Below are 15,724 nucleotides of genomic sequence, written 5' to 3'. Positions count from 1 at the left end.
ACATAAGCACTTTATTGTTTTTGCTAAAATAATGAATATAGGCAGCGACGGTCGTTCCAAAGTTGATGTCACTTTTCCGATTAAAAACTGACATAAATAAGAGATAAGAATGAGGCAATATAACTACTTAATTTACGCCTTGATGTGTGTATTAATATGGAGTTTTATCCCAATTGTTTCTCGGTTTGGGCAAAATGGTTTAGATAGCTTTCAATTTTTATTTTGGTCTAATCTTATTTCAGCGATGTCAGTAATACTGGTTGCACTGTTCGCGGGTTATAAGCCAACCAAATTGTTTATTCTTCCTCGTGATATCCTCCTTAAAGTCTTTGTGCTTGGCTTTTTAGATTGCTTATTTTATTTGCTTCTTTATTACGGTTACGCCATTGAAAATGGTATTGCAGTATTAGTGATCCAGTATAGTTGGCCTTTAATCATTATCTTGCTGTCGGTCTTTTTATTAAAAGATAAGCTAGCTGGCAGGCAGATTGTGGGCGTGATTATCGGGTTTATTGCAGTGATTATCACTTTTACCAAAGGGCATATTACTCAACTACAGGTTGAGGATCCGGTGGCTCTGTTATTCGTATTTAGCGGTGCATTTTGTTTCGCACTGATGTCGGTGTTCTCACGGCAATATTCGATTGACCCTTATATTAGTACAGTTTGGTTATTTATCTTTTCAACGTTAACTTCATTGGTGTTACTACTGTCATTTAGTGAACTACAATTGCCTTCCAAAGCTGCATTTTGGCCGACGGTAATCAACGGGGTACTCATTAACGGTGTATCTTACATTTTATGGTTTAAGGCGATGAATACGGGACATTCTGCAAAAATTGCCTCCATCGTATTTTTATCCCCAGTATTATCCGTACTTTGGTTGGTGGTCATTTTAAGTGATCCGTTTGAAATCGCTTATATCATCGGTGTATTGCTAGTTATCGTTTCTGGTGTGTTATGTGTTGGTCAGAAGAGAAAGCAATCATATTAGCGTAAAGAAGGGCAGATTCATGGCGCTACAGCCGCAAGCAATTATAGAGCAGGTGCTCAACAAAATAGGTCATTTTCGAAAAATACTGGTGGGATTTAGCGGGGGCGTTGATTCAACCGTATTGCTGCATGCACTTTACCAAATCAAAAAATATCAGCTTCCTTCGTTAGAGATCCGGGCTATTCACATTCATCATGGGCTTAACGTTAGGGCCGACGATTGGGAAGCTCACTGCCAACACTTGTGTGAACAGTGGCATATTCCCTTTGTCTGCACGCATGTTACAGTTGATCCTTCAAGTCGTGGTATTGAAGCGGCTGCTCGTGAGGCGCGTTATCAGGCTTACCGAAACGAGTTGGCAGAGGGGGAAATCATAGCCACCGCTCAGCACCTTGATGACCAAGCAGAAACCTTTATGTTGGCATTAAAGCGTGGCAGTGGACCTGCTGGGCTTTCGTCAATGCCCGAATTGTCACCATTTTATGCAGAAAAAGGGAAAACGTGGTTACTACGTCCGTTATTAGCAATATCTCGCGGCGATCTGGAAAATTATGCACGTGAATATCCGTTAACGTGGGTCGAAGATGACAGTAATCAAGACGATCGTTATGATCGCAATTTCCTTCGGTTACATATTATGCCGACTTTAACTGAGCGTTGGCCTCATTTTGCCGCCGCAGTTTCGCGTAGTGCATCCTTATGTGCTGAACAGGAATCGCTGCTTGATGAGCTATTACAAGATGCGCTGGATGAAATGATGGATTATCGCGGTGGTCTATTTATTGATAACTTGCATGATTGCAGCCCAGCGAAACGTAACGCGCTACTTAGGCGTTGGGTTGGTCTACACCGCTTGCCAATGCCACCTTACCATCAACTACAACGCATTTGGCAAGAAGTGGCGCTAGCCCGTCAGGATGCTGAGCCGATTTGTCAGTTAGGCCATGTCGATATTCGTCGATACCAAGGTGCATTATGGATTGTACGTCGTATCAACCCGTTATTAGGGCAACAATTTTGCTGGGATTATCCCCAACCTTTTATTTTGCCTGAAGGATTAGGGCGACTTGAGGTTATTGCCGATGAAGGGCAAATTCGCCCGCCTCTGCCAACAGAAAAAGTGACCGTTCGTTTTGGCTTACAAGGCACATTGAACATTGTGGGTAGGACGCATTCAAGAAGTAGCAAAAAAATCTGGCAAGAGCTTGGTATCTCTCCTTGGATGCGAGAAAGAACCCCACTAGTTTATTATGATGAACAATTAATTACCGCCATTGGGTGCTTTATCACTCCTGAAGGCCTCGTTGCAGATGAGGAAATTGGGGTTGCCTTCCATTGGGATAAGTTCGATGAATATCAAATAGAGGTGTAAATAAAATAGAGAGCCCCTTATGACAGTGACCATTCATAAGGGGCATAGAGGGGCTCAATGGAGTATGAGCTTTAGTGAGAGCAATCGACAACGATAGTGCCGATCTCAGGATGACTGAAGGTGTTGATATGATCCAAACGAAGCTCTTTTGTTCCATCTTGAGTCTCTAAGATTAGGTACTCAACTTTTTTACGCAAGAGCAAGTCGCTGGCCTTCCCCTCAATGATTTCGCCGCCATGAAGTTTAATTTCCAGTTTCAATTGGCGTTGGCACGCGATTTCAAGATATTCGTAATCATCACAATTGATAGGTTGATATTCAGTATCTGTAGACATATTCCCTCACCACTATGTTAGTGGCGGTTATTGCCGCCTTGACTATTTTTTACCAAGCATCATGTGCTTCATAGGATAATAGCACAGTAATTTTAATAACAATAATCAGCAATAGATGAAAACGTAAATTCATGATTAACGTATGTGGTAAAAAATGAACTAATATCAGTAAAGTCCGAAATATAATAATCTCGCCATTTTTCTCTGCATAAAATGTTATGATTAGATATAGACTAAAAATATAAGAATTGAACTGTTAGGAGATAAAGGTAATGAAAAAGTCACTATTCTTAGCATTAATGGCGACCGGTGTGATGACATTAGTGGGTTGCCAAACAGCCGTTAAACAACCTAGCGTAACTTATATTGATAGAGCATATACAGGCATTTTACCGTGTGCGGATTGTTCTGGAATTGAGGCCACTCTACTGGTTAACCAAGATGGTACATACGTAGAGCAATTAGTATATTTAGGGTCTCGCGATGGTGACCAAACATTTTATGAAACGGGCACATGGGCAAAAGATGGCGATAAATTACGCATGACGAATGCAAATGGTGAGCGCGCGTACTTTGCACCATCGGCAGATGATAAATCAATGGTCTTGCTTGATCAGGAAGGCAACAAAATTCAATCACAACTGAATTATACGCTAACCCAAGTCGCACCAAGCAAAAAAACAGGTGAATACCGCTACTTTGCTGATGCAGCAACATTTACCGAATGTAAAACAGGCCGTACTTATACTGCAACAGGGATAGAGCTTGAGAAAGGTTATAGTGCAACAGGTGTGACAGGTGGAACGCCTGTTTATGCTGAAATTGAAGGTTACTATACGGTAAGGCCATCAATGGAAGACGGTAAATTTGATCCTGCGTTAGTGCAAACAGGTGATATTATGTTTGATAAATCGAGCGCATGTAAATAAATAGATTTAATCTATTATTAAAATAATAAATATCGGCTCAATTTGAGCCGATATTTTTTTTGATAAGTGGATAAAAATAGAAAATTTAAATTATTACTTAATTTATAATAATAAAAATATGATTAATTGATATTTTTTATCAATAATATATTTATATGAAATGTGAAGAACGTCATAACGATTAGTCAATCAGAAACAATTCACTATAACCCTGAAATATTCATTACAAGGGATATTACGTATAATGTCTTCAACTAAAAGCAACTCGCGAATGACGCAAGCTGAATTTAGATAACAAAAAAACGTAAAAATATCTGATGCGAGAGGTAGGTATTTTAAGTGAACGATATGATTGAGAGGATTACTGTGGAAAAGAAGCTTATTTACTTGTTTTGTTCCGCTGGGATGTCAACCTCACTACTTGTCTCTAAAATGAGGCAACAAGCTGAAAAGTATGAGGTTCCCGTTATTATAGAAGCTTTTTCTGAAACGCTTGTCCTCCAAAAAGGGAATGATGCAGATCTCGTTTTACTTGGTCCTCAAATTGCTTGGAAGCATTCCGAAATCCAGCGTTTACTGCCAACTAAAAATGTTGAAGTTATTGATTCGGTTTTATATGGAAAAGTTGATGGCTTAGGTGTTTTAAAAGCAGCGGTCGCATCAATAAAAAATAAATCACGTTAATCAATTATAGTTTGTTACAACTTCAGTTATTTATCTATTTGCTATGGTCGTCTTATGCATACAAACAAGATATGTGATTAAAGTATCTAAGGATATTCTATGGATCATATGCTCTCTTCTCTTGAAAAAGTATTGCTTCCGATCGCATTAAAATTGGGTAATCAACCTCATATCAATGCAATAAAAAATGGTTTTATTAGATTAATGCCATTAGTGTTAATTGGGGCAATGTTTGTTTTGATTAATAACGTTTTTCTGAGTTTTAATGAAGGGTCGTTTTTCTATTCATTAGGTGTTCGTCTATCACCAGAAACAATAGAGTTCATTAATAAGTTTAAAGGCATCGGCGGTAATGTATATAACGGTACATTAGGGATTATGTCTTTAATGACGCCTTTTTTTATTGCTATGGCTCTCGCTGAAGAACGCAAAGTGGACTCTATAGCGGCAGGAATTATTGCGATAGCAGCCTTTGTGGCTGTTACACCATTTGATGTGAATGGAGCCTATGCTATCGGTGCGAATTGGCTAGGTGGCGCAAATATTATTTCAGGTATTATCATTGGCTTAGTTATTGCTGAAGCTTTTACCTTTATTGTCCGCCGTAACTGGGTAATTACATTACCGGATACAGTACCGCCAGCAGTTAGCCGCTCCTTTTCTGCATTAGTGCCAGGTTTCCTGATACTATTAGTGGTAGGGATTATTGCATGGGTGCTAGCAGGGCAAGCGACTCACTTCCATCAATTTATTATGGATACGATCTCAACCCCATTAGCTTCTCTGGGAGGGGTTGTCGGTTGGGCGTATACGATTTTCACCTCACTATTATGGTTCTTTGGTATTCATGGAGCTTTGGCTCTTACAGCACTAGACTCAGGGATTATGACGCCTTGGGCGCTAGAAAATGTCGCGTTATATAATCAATATGGTTCGGTTAATGATGCGATTGAGGCGGGTCAGACATTTCATCTGTGGGCAAAACCTTTATTAGACTCCTATGTTTTCCTTGGTGGAACAGGCGCTACGCTTGGATTAATTATTGCCATATTTATAGCCTCACGGCGAGCAGATTATCGGCAGGTCGCTAAATTAGGGTTACCAGCGGGGATATTTCAAATTAATGAACCAATTATATTTGGGATCCCTGTGATCATGAACCCAATCCTTTTTATTCCATTTATCATTATTCAACCTCTGTTAGCCGCAATCACGGTGATTGCCTATTATGTAGGTATTATTCCGCCGATTACGAATATAGGTCCATGGACTATGCCAACAGGATTAGGCGCATTCTTTAACACAAATGGTAATATTTCTGCTTTATTTTTAGCACTGTTTAATCTTGGTATTTCTGTTCTTGTTTATTTACCTTTCGTTATTATTTCTAATAAGGCGCAAACTATTGCAAATAATACGGAAAGTGAAGAAGAGATCAAAAATGCATTGAAGTTTTAAATATATTAAAAATGAATAATAAATGGGGAAGTTATGATTGACATAGATAGTAATGGAACACTCTCTGCTGACAGTCTGGAAGAAGTAGTGATGGGGTTAATCATTAATTCTGGTAGGGCGAGAAGCCTCGCTTATAAAGCGTTAACTTATGCCAAGGAAGGCAAGTTTGTTGAGGCGATGGAGCTAATGGAAGATTCAAAAGAAGCCTTAACTGAAGCCCATAAAGTGCAGACAAAAATGATAGAGACGGATATGGGGGAAGGCAAAATTAAAGTGAGTTTAATACTTGTTCATGCTCAAGATCACTTAATGAATACGATACTTGCTCGTGAATTGATCACGGAGTTAATCGAAGTCCATAAAAAAATAAATTAAATAAAGGGGATGATGATGCAGCCGACACTAAATGTTAATAACTCAAATATAGAGATTAAAATGGTCTATGAGAATGATATATTTAATGACAAGGATTTCCATGTTGTTATTTATAATAAAACAGAAAGTGCAACAGGGCTGCATCAGCATGATTATTATGAATATACGATTGTCCTAACAGGGCGTTATTATCAAAAAATTAATGGCAGAAAAGTATTGCTTGAACGAGGGAATTTTGTTTTTCTGCCAATTGGCTCTCATCATGAAAGTTTCTATGACTTTGGAGCAACAAGAATTTTAAATGTTGGTATAAGAAAGTCATTCTTCGAAAAATATTTTTCACCCTTATTACCATCATTTTTTGTTGCCTCTCAAGCCTACCCATTAAAAAATGAATTTATGGCTTATATAGAATCAGTGATTGCGTCATTAAACTTTCGTGATAGTGAATTTAATGAGTTTATTGAGGTAGTAACCTTTAATGTGGTCAATAGACTACGTCATTATAGAGAAAGCAAAGTCTATGATGATACGCCACAATGGCTAAAAAACACGATTGAAGAAATGCATGAAATTGCAATGTTTAATGAAAATGCGTTAGAAAATATGGTGACAATAACAGGGAAGTCACAAGAGTATTTAACTCGTGCCACAAAGCGCTATTGCGGAAAAACGCCAATGCAAATCATTAATGAAATTAGAATTAATTTTGCTAAAAAACAGCTAGAAATTACAAATTATTCAATCACTGATATTGCATTTGAATCAGGTTACAGTAGCCCTAGTTTATTTGTGAAAAAATTTAAAGAGGCGACATCATTAACACCAAGTGAATATAGAAAAAGCCTACAGTCAAATTTTTATTAAAGATATCCAGTGAAAATGATAGCCAATGTTTATTAATAAATAGGTAGGTGTTAATATGGTGCATAAATTAAAAGTCGTCACTATTGGTGGTGGAAGCAGTTACACTCCTGAATTAATAGATGGTTTTATTAAACGTTATCATGAACTACCGATTAGTGAACTTTGGCTGGTTGATATTGAAGAAGGAAAAGAAAAACTCGATATCATTTATGAGCTAGGGTTGCGCATGATAAAAAATGCCAATATACCGTTAAAACTCTATAAAACATTAGACCGCAAAGCTGCACTAAAGGATGCTGATTTTGTGACGACACAGCTACGTGTCGGGTTATTAAAAGCAAGAGAGAAAGATGAAGTAATACCATTACAATATGGATACTTAGGGCAAGAAACGAATGGAGTAGGAGGCTTATTTAAAGGGTTACGTACCATTCCGGTAATTTTTGAGATCCTTAAAGATATTGAAGCTCTCTGCCCCCAAGCCTGGGTGATTAATTTTACCAATCCAGCAGGAATGATAACCGAAGCAGTATACCGGCATACGCAATTTAGACGTTTTATAGGCGTTTGTAATATTCCAATTGGCCTGAAAATGTTTATTACGGATGTGCTCGGTTTAACAAAAAAAAATAATTTGTCGATAACGCTTTTTGGTTTAAATCATATGGTATTTATCAAAGACATTTTTGTCGACGGCGTGTCTCGCTTTGATGAAGTACTTAATGGCATTATTTCGAAAGCTTATAAAGCAAGCTCGGTAAAAAATATTACAGGTTTACCCTTTGATAGTGGGTTATTGAAGGCCTTGAAATTAATTCCATGCTCATACTTACAGTACTATTTTAAGTATAAAGAAATGCTCGCGATTGAAATGGCGGAATTCTATAAAGAAGGCACCAGAGCGCAAGTTGTACAAAAAATTGAAAAAGAGCTTTTTGAATTATACCAAGATCCCGAATTAAAAATTAAACCAAAACAGCTTGAATTGCGGGGGGGAGCTTATTATTCAGATGCCGCCTGTGAAGTGATAAATGCACTGTATAATGACAAGCAGACCGAGCATTATGTGAATATTCCCCATAACGGCCATATTAGTAATATCCCTGAAAATTGGGTTGTCGAAATGACCTGTAAATTAGGGCGTAATGGCGTTACACCGCACGAAAGAGTGACTCAGTTCGATGAAAAAGTTCTCGGCTTAATTTATAGCATCAAAGAATTTGAAATAGCCGCGAGCCAAGCGGCAGTGAGTGGCGATTTTAATGAGCTTTTATTAGCAATGAACTTAAATCCTTTAGTTCATTCAGACAATGATGCTCGGGATATGGCTAAAGCACTTCTTTTAGCCCATAAACATTATTTACCGAATTTTTCTAAGGTAATTAAATATCTTGAAGAAGAGGGGAGTGCGAATAAACCCCATCTTAATGGCATTGCAGTATGACGAGTTTACTTATTGTGAACGCAGATGATTTTGGCTTATGTAAGTCAGTCAATTATGGGATCTTAGAGGCTCATCGAAATGGTATTGTGACATCAACTACGGCTATGGTAAATATGCCTAGTATCCAACATGCGGCACAATTAGCCACAGAGCAGCCATTATTGGCTGTAGGAATGCATTTTGTCCTTACAATGGGGAAACCGTGTTCGCCAATGCCTTCGCTTGTGCGTAACGGTATATTAGGGAAGTGGATATGGGAGATGGAAAAATCAGATCAACTTCCTATAGCCGAAATAGTGCAAGAGCTACACTGCCAATATAATCAGTTTATTGATATTTTTGGTAAACCCCCCAGCCACATTGATAGCCATCATCATGTACATATGATGGCGTCCCTTTATCCTTTAATGGTCGATTTCGCCAATCAAAAAGGGATAGCATTACGGGTCGGTTACCACAATAAAATAAAAAATACTCAAGTACGTACAACAGATGCGTTTTCCGCTGACTTTTATGGGGAGCCAAATAGCATATCAGAGTCGCTTTTTTTAGAAATACTCCATAAGGCAAAGCAACGAGGGGAGCGTTCACTTGAAATAATGTGCCATCCCGCATTTATTGATAATGAATTATTAAATAGCGGCTATGTGTATTCCCGAGTAAAAGAGTTAGACGTTTTAACGTCAAAAAACTTAAAAGCGGCTATTGCTGAGAAGGGGTTTTTACTTGGTTCGTATTTAGATTTATCATAAATATGCCCAACCTATCAGGTAATAGGTTGGGCAGGAAGGATTAGCGCACAGTATTTGCGAGCTTCTCTTTTAAGAAACTGACAACATTATCAAGACCGATAAGGGCTTTTTCATCATTACGGCGAGCTTTATACTCAACTTGATTATTGTCTAAGTTACGGTCGCCAATAACAATGGTGTATGGAACACCGATAAGCTCCATATCAGCAAACATAACGCCTGGGCGCTCTTTACGGTCATCAAAAATAACGTCAATACCTTGTGCTTTTAAGTCAGCATACAGTTTTTCCGCGACTTCTTTGACTCGATAAGATTTGTGCATATTCATCGGCAGGATCGCAACATGGAATGGCGCAATCGCATCTGGCCAAATGATACCACGCTCATCGTGGCTCTGTTCAATTGCCGCCGCAACAATACGCGTAACACCAATACCATAGCAACCCATGGTTACGATTTGATTATGACCTTCTTCATTTTGTACTGAAGCTTTCATCGCTTCTGAATACTTAGTCCCCAGTTGGAAGATATGCCCTACTTCAATACCACGCTTAATCAGCAATGTGCCTTTGCCGTCTGGGCTTGGATCCCCTTCAACAACATTGCGTAAATCGAACGTTTCAGGTTGTGCTAAATCACGTTCCCAGTTGATACCAAAGTAGTGTTTGCCATCGATATTGGCACCTGCACTAAAGTCACTCATTACGGCAACACTACGGTCAATCACCATTGGCAGAGGCATATTGACAGGGCCTAATGAGCCCGGTGCTGCTTTAACTGCCGCTTTGATTTCTTCTTCAGATGCAAACTCTAATGGGCTAGAGATCCATGGGTGTTTTTCCGCTTTAACTTCGTTTAATTCATGATCGCCACGAATTAATAAGGCAACTAATGTGTGCCCAGACTCTTTTTTAGCTCTAACAATGAGTGTTTTAACGGTTTTTTCGATAGGCAAACCGAATTGCTCCACCAACTCCGCAATAGTTTTTGCGTTTGGTGTATCGACAAGGCGCATTTCTTCTGTTGGCGCTGAACGTGGTGTTAGCGGAGTGATGGCTTCAGCCAGCTCAATATTTGCTGCGAAATCAGAGCCTGTAGAGAATACGATATCGTCTTCACCGCTTTGCGCAAGCACTTGGAATTCGTGAGAAGCACTGCCCCCAATTGAGCCTGTGTCAGCTTGTACAGCACGGAAATCAAAACCGATACGAGTAAAGATTTTGCTGTAGGCTTCATACATTGCATCATAGGTTTCTTGCAATGATTCTTGCGATGTATGGAAAGAGTAAGCATCTTTCATAATAAATTCACGTGAGCGCATGATACCGAAACGTGGGCGCACTTCATCACGGAATTTTGTCTGAATTTGGAATAAATTCAGTGGTAGCTGTTTGTATGAAGTAATTTCATTACGCACTAAATCAGTAATGACTTCTTCATGGGTTGGACCTAAAACGAAAGGGCGCTCGCCACGATCAGCGAAACGCAGTAATTCAGGACCATACTGCTCCCAGCGACCACTCTCTTGCCACAAATCAGCGGGTTGAACAACGGGCAAAGACACTTCAATTGAGCCCGCATTTTCCATTTCTTCACGGACAATGTTTTCGACTTTACGCAGAACACGGACACCAGTCGGTAACCAGTCATAAAGGCCAGATGCAAGTTTACGGATCATTCCTGCACGAAGCATCAATTGGTGACTGATCACTTCGGCATCTGCAGGAGTCTCTTTTAGTGTTGAGAGCAGATATTTGCTAGTACGCATTGTATAGGTTCCATTAGAACAACGGGTGATGGCAAAAATGTTCTTGCCAACTTAATCTAGGTTGCAAAAGCAGCATGATAAAACAGCTAGTCTACCAGCGACCGTGCTTTACCAAAAGGGGTTAGTCGATTTTTTCATAAGGTTCGATGGCGAACACTTCTGTTATATTATTGAGCACTCTCCAACGCACATTAAAATCGAGTAAATGCACAGCATAGTTACGCTCTTCAGTCATAGCCTGTTTCTTGTAGGCTGGACGTGGATCTTGCATGAGAACTTGCTGTATAAATTGCGCGATCCCAGGGTAGCTTGTTTGGTATTTTAATAAATCTTGCTGAACTTGGGGATGAAAAATCACTTGCATATCATCCGCCGGGGCATCTTGAGCAAAACCAGCCTGCGCTGTAGGGATAGCTTCAGCAAAAGGTAAGTATGGTTTGATATCAATGACTGGAGTGCCATCAACTAAATCTAAACTCCCTAACTCCAAAATAATTTGATTATTATTTTGGCTTATTCCTTTTAATTCAATTAATGACATGCCAATTGGGTTTGGTCTAAAGGTTGAGCGTGTAGCGAAAACGCCCATTTTCTCATTACCACCAAGCCGAGGAGGGCGCACTAGTGGTTTCCACCCCCCTTGCATGGTTTGGTGGAAAACAAATAGTACCCAAATATGGCTGAACTGGTCTAAACCTCTAATCGAATTAGGATCATTATAGGGAGGATGCAAATGCAATCGCCCCGAGCCACCTGGAACAAGTCCAGGTTGGCGTGGGATGGCAAATTTTTCCTTATAGGGGGATTCAATATGCCCAATTACATTACATTCGAACGATTTCATTAGGTATTTATTCGACAATTTTTATCGCACTACCTTCACAAATCGTTGCTTGGTAGCAACCAGGAGAAGCCATTGTTTGGCATTGATGCAATACAACAGCATCGGCGGCGATATACGCTGCTTTGGTTAACATACTTTTCTTCGCAGTATTCAGATTTGCTGGTGGGCTTTGAAGGCTTTCACGACATGATTGACCTGAAACAACACCTAAATCTTTAAATGGCATTCCCAATAGCTCTTCAGGGCTGTTCATGAGTTTTACATTTGTCGTGCTAGGTTTGGTGTCTGTTTTTGGTACTGGTTTTGAAAGCTTCATACTTGTGAAGCCTTTATTTGGACCCTGATGAATGTATTGATTCATTCCACACCCAGCGAGAACAAAAGTTGCTAGGGTGAGCAATAACAATCTCATAAGTTTTTCCTTTTTTAATCTTATAGTCTTATAGGTATTGGGAAAATGATATTTGCTATGTGTTGTCTTTATATAATACAAAAAATACTAGGTGGCACTGACCACCTAGTATATTAATCGCTTTTTTACTAATAAAAAAGATTACCAGCCTTTAACTGCACCACCATCAAAGACTTCATCTGCCTTCTTAGCAACTTCATCTGATTGATATGCTTGAACAAACTTCTTCACATTCTCATTATCTTTATTATCGTCACGAGTCACAATAATGTTGACATAGGGAGAATCTTTATCTTCTACAAATAAACCATCTTTTGCTGGCGTCAGTTTAGGCGTTGCGCTGCTCGCCCAAGTTGTGTTGATGATGGCCAGAGCAATTTTTTTATCATCCAATGCACGTGGCAATTGTGGTGCTTCTAATTCAACAAATTTCAAGTTCTTAGGGTTTTCGACCACATCCAAAGCGGTCGGCATTAAACCAGTACCTTCTTTCAGTTTAATTAAGCCTTGTTTTTCTAGCAGAAGTAGTGAACGACCTAAGTTAGTTGGATCGTTAGGCAACGCAATTTGTGAGCCATCGGCAAGTTCATCAACTGATTTAATTTGTTTAGAGTATGCCGCGATTGGGTAGATAAATGTATTACCTACAGGCACTAATTTATAGTTACGATCTTTAATTTGCTGATCAAGATACGGTTTGTGTTGGAATGCGTTGGCATCAAGATCACCTTTGCTTAAGGTTTCGTTTGGTAGAACAAAGTCATTAAACGCAACCAGTTCGACATTCAAACCATATTTTTCTTTTGCTACTTTTTGTGCAACTTCAGCAACTTCTAGCTCTTTCCCCATAATAACACCGACTTTGATGCTATTGGGATCTTTTTCTTTTTCGCCGCAACCCACTAGAACTAATGATCCTAATAGCGCGCCGACAACTGCGATAGATTTCAACTTAATAGACATAGATATACCCCTTAAATGCTTTTCTTTATAGCACCTTAATAACGGCGCTGCTATTTTACGGACTATTTATGTGACACTTTTTTCATTAAGTATTCACCAGTAAATTGAATGGCGAAAACTAAGATGACTAACAGGACAAGTACAGTATTCATCACTAATGGATTATAACTGTAATAACCATACTGCATTGCTATTTGGCCTAGGCCACCTGAACCGACAGCACCGCCCATTGCAGAATACCCAACCAGCATAATTAAGGTGATCGTTGCAGCGTTGATGATCCCAGGTAAAGACTCAGGTAATAGAACCTTTTGAATAATTTGCAGTGGTGTAGCGCCCATAGCTCTGGATGCTTCAATCAAACCACTTGGTACTTCTAATAAGGTATTTTCAACCATACGAGCAATAAAAGGGATTGCACCAACAGTAAGGGGAACAATAGCACCTTCAATGCCGATTGCTGAGCCGACTAAAAACTTGGTAAATGGGCTTATCCAGACTAATAGAATAATAAATGGTATTGAACGGAAAATGTTCACTATAGCCGAGATCACCGCATAAAGAGCCGTATTTTCCATGACTTGCCCTCGGCGAGTCACATAGAGTAGAACCCCTGTAGGTACGCCCATGATAAAACCGAGGATCGCCGAAACGAAAGTCATAATAATAGTATCAATCGTTCCCGATATAAGCAGTGAAATCATTCCATCAGACATAACCCAAAACCTCTACTTTGACATGATGCTCTTTCAAAAATTCAATGGTTGCTTCAACACCGCCATTAACCCCATGTAATTCAGCGAGCATGACGCCAAATTTTACGCCACCGGCATAGTCAATTTGTGAACTTAATATATTGATATCGATGTCAAATTTACGAACAGCCATAGAAATTAGTGGTGCATCAACAGATTGCCCTGTGAATTCTAGCTTCAATAAAGGCGATAAATCTGCTGCTGGTTCATTTTTGAGTCGTTCTTTATAGTCATCAGGAATATCAATGACCAACGTTGATTTAATAAACTCTTGTGCTACAGGCGTTTTAGGATGAGAGAAAACTTCACTCACTTTATCTTGTTCAATCAACTGACCGCCACTAATGACAGCGACTTGGTCACAAATATTCTTCACCACATCCATTTCATGGGTGATTAAGAGAATAGTTAGCCCTAAACGGCGGTTTATATCTTTGAGTAACTCTAAGATGGAGCGTGTTGTCGCAGGATCCAGTGCACTCGTAGCTTCATCACATAATAAAACTTTTGGCGAGTTGGCTAATGCACGCGCGATTGCTACACGCTGCTTTTGCCCTCCCGAAAGATTCGCGGGATAAGCATCTTTTTTCTCTGTTAGGCCAACAAGATCCAGTAATTCGCTAACACGCGCTTTAATTTTATCTTTAGGCGTATTATCTAGCTCAAGTGGCAGTGCCACGTTATCAAATACGTTCCTAGAAGATAGCAAATTAAAATGTTGAAAGATCATGCCAATACCACGACGTGCTCTCGTCAAAGATTTTTCAGGTAAAGCCGTTAAATCTTGACCGTCAACGATAACTTGCCCAGAGGTAGGGCGTTCAAGCATATTTACACAACGGATTAGCGTACTTTTACCCGCGCCAGAAGCACCGATAACACCATAGATCTGTCCAGCAGGAACATGCAGGCTAATATCTGTAAGTGCCTGAATGTTACGGCTTCCTTGCTGGAAAACTTTATTAATATTTGAGAGCTTTATCATTTATTTCTTCTAAGTATATAGGAATCAATTTTTAGATGTCTAAATCTAATATGGTTGGATGTTAAGGCGTCTAGACGTCTAAGTCAACAAGGTTTGGTTTATTTATTCTATTCTCATTTATTTTCTTTTCATGAGATACTTAAAACTCATTTAGTTTGAGGAGTAAATCGGTGAGTAAAGGCATACCAGCAATCTTTTTAGATAGAGACGGTACAATCAATATTGATCACGGCTATGTACACAAAATAGATGACTTTCAATTTATTGAAGGTGCCATTGAAGCCATGGCTGAGTTAAAGAAAATGGGTTACGCGCTTGTCGTAGTGACGAACCAATCAGGCATCGGTAGAGGGATCTATTCTGAAGATAGTTTTATGCAACTGACAGAATGGATGGATTGGTCATTAGCCGACCGCGGTGTTGATCTGGATGGCATCTATTTTTGCCCTCATCACCCAGAAGCTAAAGATAAAGAGTATCGTCAAGATTGCGATTGTCGTAAACCTAAACCCGGCATGCTGCTAGATGCTCAATCATTTCTTAATATAGATATGGCATCTTCTATAATGGTGGGAGATAAATTAGCAGACATGCAAGCAGGGAAAGCAGCAAAAGTGGGTACAACTATTCTAGTGAAAAGTGGTGAAGCGGTATCAGAAGAAGCGATTGCGAATGCCGATATGGTGATTGAAAGTATCGCAGAGCTACCAAAAGTAGTAAAAAGTATCAAAAAATAGGCTTTGTGAGTGATATTTGACCAAGTGATAATTTTTTTTTCAAAAAACAC

At 39.3% G+C, this 15,724-nt stretch carries 17 protein-coding genes; 10 read left to right on the top strand and 7 right to left on the bottom strand.

Annotation, left to right across the window (positions count from 1 at the left end):
- Positions 1-109: 109 nt before the first annotated feature.
- Both PSF11_RS18520 and tilS read left to right on the top strand, forming a co-directional pair.
- Positions 110-994 carry a DMT family transporter gene (locus PSF11_RS18520; protein ID WP_072502892.1) on the top strand — a complete coding sequence of 295 codons (885 nt, stop codon included), beginning with the start codon at positions 110-112 and terminating at the stop codon, positions 992-994.
- A 19-nt stretch (positions 995-1,013) separates the two neighbouring features.
- Entirely contained in the window at positions 1,014-2,366 is a 1,353-nt protein-coding gene (gene tilS / locus PSF11_RS18515) for a tRNA lysidine(34) synthetase TilS (protein ID WP_272682858.1), read from the top strand.
- A 71-nt stretch (positions 2,367-2,437) separates the two neighbouring features.
- On the opposite strand, the gene rof is transcribed toward tilS, so the two are convergent.
- The gene (gene rof, locus PSF11_RS18510; RefSeq protein WP_004916733.1) at positions 2,438-2,701 is read right to left on the bottom strand and encodes a Rho-binding antiterminator; all 264 of its coding nucleotides are present in this window, start codon (positions 2,699-2,701) and stop codon (positions 2,438-2,440) included.
- Between the two features lie 272 nt (positions 2,702-2,973).
- Between rof and nlpE the strand changes: the two genes are divergently transcribed.
- The 7 genes from nlpE to chbG all read left to right on the top strand — a co-directional run bounded on the left by nlpE (position 2,974) and on the right by chbG (position 9,210).
- Positions 2,974-3,630, top strand: coding sequence for an envelope stress response activation lipoprotein NlpE (nlpE, locus tag PSF11_RS18505; RefSeq protein ID WP_004916731.1), 657 nt, complete (start codon positions 2,974-2,976; stop codon positions 3,628-3,630).
- Between the two features lie 366 nt (positions 3,631-3,996).
- A complete protein-coding gene (locus PSF11_RS18500; protein WP_036944146.1) occupies positions 3,997-4,314 on the top strand; it encodes a PTS sugar transporter subunit IIB in 318 nt (105 codons plus the stop codon).
- A 99-nt stretch (positions 4,315-4,413) separates the two neighbouring features.
- The gene (gene chbC, locus PSF11_RS18495; protein ID WP_004916725.1) at positions 4,414-5,772 is read left to right on the top strand and encodes a PTS N,N'-diacetylchitobiose transporter subunit IIC; all 1,359 of its coding nucleotides are present in this window, start codon (positions 4,414-4,416) and stop codon (positions 5,770-5,772) included.
- A gap of 33 nt (positions 5,773-5,805) precedes the next feature.
- Positions 5,806-6,147 (top strand): PTS N,N'-diacetylchitobiose transporter subunit IIA, encoded by a 342-nt coding sequence (chbA, locus tag PSF11_RS18490; RefSeq protein ID WP_004916722.1) that lies wholly within the window; start codon positions 5,806-5,808, stop codon positions 6,145-6,147.
- A gap of 15 nt (positions 6,148-6,162) precedes the next feature.
- A complete protein-coding gene (gene chbR, locus PSF11_RS18485) occupies positions 6,163-7,014 on the top strand; it encodes a transcriptional regulator ChbR (RefSeq protein ID WP_014657692.1) in 852 nt (283 codons plus the stop codon).
- A 55-nt stretch (positions 7,015-7,069) separates the two neighbouring features.
- The gene (locus tag PSF11_RS18480; protein ID WP_072502893.1) at positions 7,070-8,458 is read left to right on the top strand and encodes a 6-phospho-beta-glucosidase; all 1,389 of its coding nucleotides are present in this window, start codon (positions 7,070-7,072) and stop codon (positions 8,456-8,458) included.
- Positions 8,455-9,210 (top strand): chitin disaccharide deacetylase, encoded by a 756-nt coding sequence (gene chbG / locus PSF11_RS18475; RefSeq protein ID WP_072502894.1) that lies wholly within the window; start codon positions 8,455-8,457, stop codon positions 9,208-9,210. The genes PSF11_RS18480 and chbG overlap by 4 nt, the downstream gene beginning before the upstream one ends.
- Positions 9,211-9,250: 40 nt before the next feature.
- Here the strand turns inward: chbG and proS are convergent, their stop codons facing one another.
- From proS to metN, 6 genes are all read right to left on the bottom strand, one after another.
- Entirely contained in the window at positions 9,251-10,978 is a 1,728-nt protein-coding gene (proS, locus tag PSF11_RS18470; RefSeq protein ID WP_004916715.1) for a proline--tRNA ligase, read from the bottom strand.
- A 121-nt stretch (positions 10,979-11,099) separates the two neighbouring features.
- A complete protein-coding gene (gene tsaA / locus PSF11_RS18465) occupies positions 11,100-11,822 on the bottom strand; it encodes a tRNA (N6-threonylcarbamoyladenosine(37)-N6)-methyltransferase TrmO (RefSeq protein ID WP_060560934.1) in 723 nt (240 codons plus the stop codon).
- Positions 11,823-11,829: 7 nt separating this feature from the next.
- The gene (rcsF, locus tag PSF11_RS18460) at positions 11,830-12,234 is read right to left on the bottom strand and encodes an Rcs stress response system protein RcsF (RefSeq protein WP_004916709.1); all 405 of its coding nucleotides are present in this window, start codon (positions 12,232-12,234) and stop codon (positions 11,830-11,832) included.
- 141 nt (positions 12,235-12,375) lie between these two features.
- Entirely contained in the window at positions 12,376-13,197 is an 822-nt protein-coding gene (locus tag PSF11_RS18455; protein WP_004916705.1) for a MetQ/NlpA family lipoprotein, read from the bottom strand.
- A 62-nt stretch (positions 13,198-13,259) separates the two neighbouring features.
- Positions 13,260-13,913, bottom strand: a complete 654-nt coding sequence (metI, locus tag PSF11_RS18450; RefSeq protein WP_004916702.1) for a methionine ABC transporter permease MetI — start codon at positions 13,911-13,913, stop codon at positions 13,260-13,262.
- Positions 13,906-14,937: a methionine ABC transporter ATP-binding protein MetN gene (metN, locus tag PSF11_RS18445; protein ID WP_004916698.1), complete on the bottom strand. Its 1,032-nt coding sequence runs from the start codon at positions 14,935-14,937 to the stop codon at positions 13,906-13,908. The genes metI and metN overlap by 8 nt, the downstream gene beginning before the upstream one ends.
- A gap of 170 nt (positions 14,938-15,107) precedes the next feature.
- On the opposite strand from metN, the gene gmhB reads away from it, so the two are divergent.
- Positions 15,108-15,674, top strand: coding sequence for a D-glycero-beta-D-manno-heptose 1,7-bisphosphate 7-phosphatase (gene gmhB / locus PSF11_RS18440; RefSeq protein ID WP_004916695.1), 567 nt, complete (start codon positions 15,108-15,110; stop codon positions 15,672-15,674).
- Positions 15,675-15,724: the final 50 nt, after the last annotated feature.

This window comes from Providencia sp. PROV119, assembly GCF_028482435.1.
Lineage (GTDB): Bacteria > Pseudomonadota > Gammaproteobacteria > Enterobacterales > Enterobacteriaceae > Providencia > Providencia stuartii.
This window is presented reverse-complemented; position numbering and strand designations above follow the sequence as displayed.